This window comes from Streptomyces sp. (assembly GCF_050698815.1).
GTDB lineage: Bacteria > Actinomycetota > Actinomycetes > Streptomycetales > Streptomycetaceae > Streptomyces.
In genome coordinates this window covers 1-3,089 of record NZ_JBOHCV010000221.1, presented here as the reverse complement: position 1 = coordinate 3,089, position 3,089 = coordinate 1, and the positions used below count along the sequence as shown (strand labels likewise).

Annotated in this window: 3 protein-coding genes; all 3 read left to right on the top strand. The window is 69.2% G+C overall.

Features of this window, described 5'->3' with window-relative positions; translation table 11 throughout:
- Positions 1-548: aldehyde dehydrogenase family protein (locus ACRDP3_RS08185; RefSeq protein ID WP_431516178.1), on the top strand; the 548-nt coding region annotated here is incomplete at its 5' end.
- 113 nt (positions 549-661) lie between these two features.
- A complete protein-coding gene (locus ACRDP3_RS08180; protein ID WP_431516179.1) occupies positions 662-1,885 on the top strand; it encodes an ABC transporter substrate-binding protein in 1,224 nt (407 codons plus the stop codon).
- Positions 1,886-1,916: 31 nt separating this feature from the next.
- Positions 1,917-3,077, top strand: coding sequence for an ABC transporter ATP-binding protein (locus ACRDP3_RS08175; RefSeq protein WP_431516177.1), 1,161 nt, complete (start codon positions 1,917-1,919; stop codon positions 3,075-3,077).
- Positions 3,078-3,089: the final 12 nt, after the last annotated feature.

Here is a 3,089-nt window from a genome sequence, read left to right as displayed (position 1 = left end):
GTGACCCGTTCGCTCCCGGCACCGACCTGGGTCCTCTCATCTCGCACGCACACCGCGACCGCGTCGCGGGCTTCGTGACGCGGGCCCGCTCCTACGCCACCGTCGTCACCGGCGGCGAGGCACCGGGCGGCGAGCTGTCCAAGGGCGCCTACTACCTGCCCACCCTGGTCACGGACGCGCCGCAGGACAGCGAGATCGTGCATCAGGAGCTTTTCGGCCCGGTCCTCACGGTCCTCCCCTTCGACAGCGACGACGAGGGCATCGCCCTGGCCAACGACACCCCCTACGGACTGGCCGCCTCGGCCTGGAGCCGCGACGTCTTCCGTACGGGGCGCGCGGCCCGTGAGATCCAGGCGGGCTGTGTCTGGATCAACGACCACATCCCGATCATCAGCGAGATGCCGCACGGCGGCTACAAGGCCTCCGGCTACGGCAAGGACATGTCCGCGTACTCCCTCGAGGAGTACACACAGGTCAAGCACGTCATGTACGACACCACGGGCGCGGCGCGGAAGGACTGGCACCGCACCGTCTTCGGCGACCGCTGAGCCTCCGCATCCCCACCGCCCCTCCCCATCCCGCCCCTCCCACTCCGCCCCTTCCCTGTCCCTCCACCGGAAGGCAGCCCCTGATGGACCTCGACCCGCAGTTTTACGAAGGCATGCCCGACCCCGTGCGCAAGGCGTGGGAACGGAGCAGGGCCAACGGCCGCGCCGCCATGAGCCGGCGCCGCCTGTTGCGCCTCGGCTCCCTCGCCGCCGGCGGCGCGGCACTGGCCGGCTGCGGCATCCCGCCGGCGGCGGGCAACCGCGGCGGCAACGACCCCGAGGACACCCCCGACCACTCCAAGAAGGAGCGGCTGCTCAACTTCGCCAACTGGCCGCTCTACATCGACGTCGACGAGAAGGACAAGAAGAAGCGCCCCACTCTCGACCGCTTCGAGCGGGAGAGCGGCATCAGGGTGAAGTACGTCGAGGACATCAACGACAACAACGAGTTCTACGGCAAGATCAAGCCGCAGCTCGCCGCCGGCCAGGACACCGGCCGTGACCTGATCTGCCTCACCGACTGGATGGCGGGCCGCGTCATCCGCCAGGGCTGGGCCCAGCGACTGGACCCGGCCCGCATCCCGCACGCCGTGGCCAACCTCGAGGACCGCTTCCGTACGGCCGCGCAGGACCCGGGACGCCAGTACAGCTATCCGTGGGCGGGCACGGCCTGCGTGCTCGCGTACAACAAGAAGGCCACCGGCGGCAAGAAGGTCACCAGCGTCACGCAGCTGCTGGAGGACGAGGCGCTCAAGGGCAAGGTGTCCATGCTGAGTGAGCTGGCCGACACCATGGGGCTGACGATGCTCGACACCGGCATCGATCCGCGGAAGTTCACCGATGACGACTTCGACAAGACCCTCGCCCGGATTCAGAAGGCGGTGGACAGCAAGCAGCTGCGGCGCTTCAGCGGCAACGACTACATGGACGAGCTGAGCTCCGGTGACATCGCCGCATGCCTCGCGTGGGCCGGGGACATCGTGCAGCTGAAGCTCGACAACCCCGACGTGGAGTTCGCCATACCCGAAAGCGGCTATCTGTTCGGCACGGACGACCTGCTCGTGCCGGCGAAGGCACGCCACCAGGCCAACGCCGAGGCGCTGATCGACTACTACTACCAGCCCAAGCGGGCCGCCGAGCTCGCCGCCTGGGTCAACTACATCTGCCCGGTCTCCGGCGCCAAGGCCGAGATGGAGAAGATCGACAAGGACCTCGCGGAGGACCCGCTGATCTTCCCGGACGCCAAGACGGTCGAGCGCGGACGGAACTTCCGGCCGTTGACCGACAAGGAACACTCCCGCTACGAGAACAAGTTCTCCAAGCTCATCGGCGCCTAGTGCCCCTCCCGGCAACTACGAGGAAACGGCCATGACGATCACGCTTTCCGGGGTCAGCAAGGTCTTCGGCGACTTCACCGCCGTACACCCGCTCGACCTGACCATCCCCGAGGGCTCCTTCTTCGCCCTCCTCGGCGCCTCCGGCTGCGGCAAGACCACCACCCTGCGCATGGTCGCCGGACTGGAGGAGCCGACCGGCGGCAGCATCCTGCTCGGCGACGAGGACATCACGGCCCTCCCGCCGCACCGGCGCCCCGTCAACACCGTCTTCCAGAACTACGCCCTCTTCCCGCACCTGGACGTCCAGGAGAACGTCGCCTTCGGGCTGCGCCGCCGCGGCGTCTCCTCTGTGCGCAAGCAGGTCGAGGAGATGCTGGAACTGGTCGAACTCGGCCCGCTCGCGCGCCGCAAGCCCCGCCAGCTCTCCGGCGGCCAGCAGCAACGCGTCGCGCTCGCCCGCGCGTTGATCAACCGGCCGCAGGTGCTGCTGCTGGACGAGCCGCTGGGCGCCCTCGACCTGAAGCTGCGCCGCCAGATGCAGCTGGAGCTCAAGCGCATCCAGACGGAGGTCGGGATCACCTTCGTGCATGTCACGCACGACCAGGAGGAGTCCATGACCATGGCCGACACGGTCGCCGTGATGGTCGCGGGGCGGGTCGTACAGCTCGGCGCGCCCGCCGAGCTGTACGAGAACCCGCGCTCCACCTTCGTCGCCAACTTCCTCGGCACCTCCAACCTCATCGAGGCCGAGATCACCGCGGTCGAGGGCGACGAACTGCGGCTGACCGCGCTCGGCACCGACCGGGTCCTGCGGCTGCCCGCCCAGCGGTGCGCCGTCGAGGACCCCCGGCCGGGCGGCAAGGTGCTCGTCGGCGTCCGCCCGGAGAAGATATCCCTCGTCCACGCGGACGATGCCGGCACGTCCGACGCCTCCGGGACCGCCGGCGGAGTCCCGGACGGCGACAACCGGCTCACCGGCCGCATCAGTGACGCCAGCTATCTCGGGGTGTCCCTGCAGTACGTCATCGACACCCCGGCCTGCCCCGAATTCAGCGTCTACGAACAGAACATCGAGCGCGACGCCCGCCTGACTCCGGGCGCGGAGGTCGTCCTGCACTGGCGGCCCGCCCACACCTTCGCGCTCGACGCCGCCCAGGACGCCGACGCGGGAACGGGGGAGGAAGCACTGTGACCGCCCTCGCCC

What these genes read in the sequence shown, in the direction of transcription:
- ACRDP3_RS08180 (WP_431516179.1), top strand. Translation starts at nt 662, where the DNA reads ATGCCCGACCCCGTGCGCAAGGCGTGGGAACGGAGCAGGGCCAACGGC.
- ACRDP3_RS08175 (WP_431516177.1), top strand. Translation starts at nt 1,917, where the DNA reads ATGACGATCACGCTTTCCGGGGTCAGCAAGGTCTTCGGCGACTTCACC.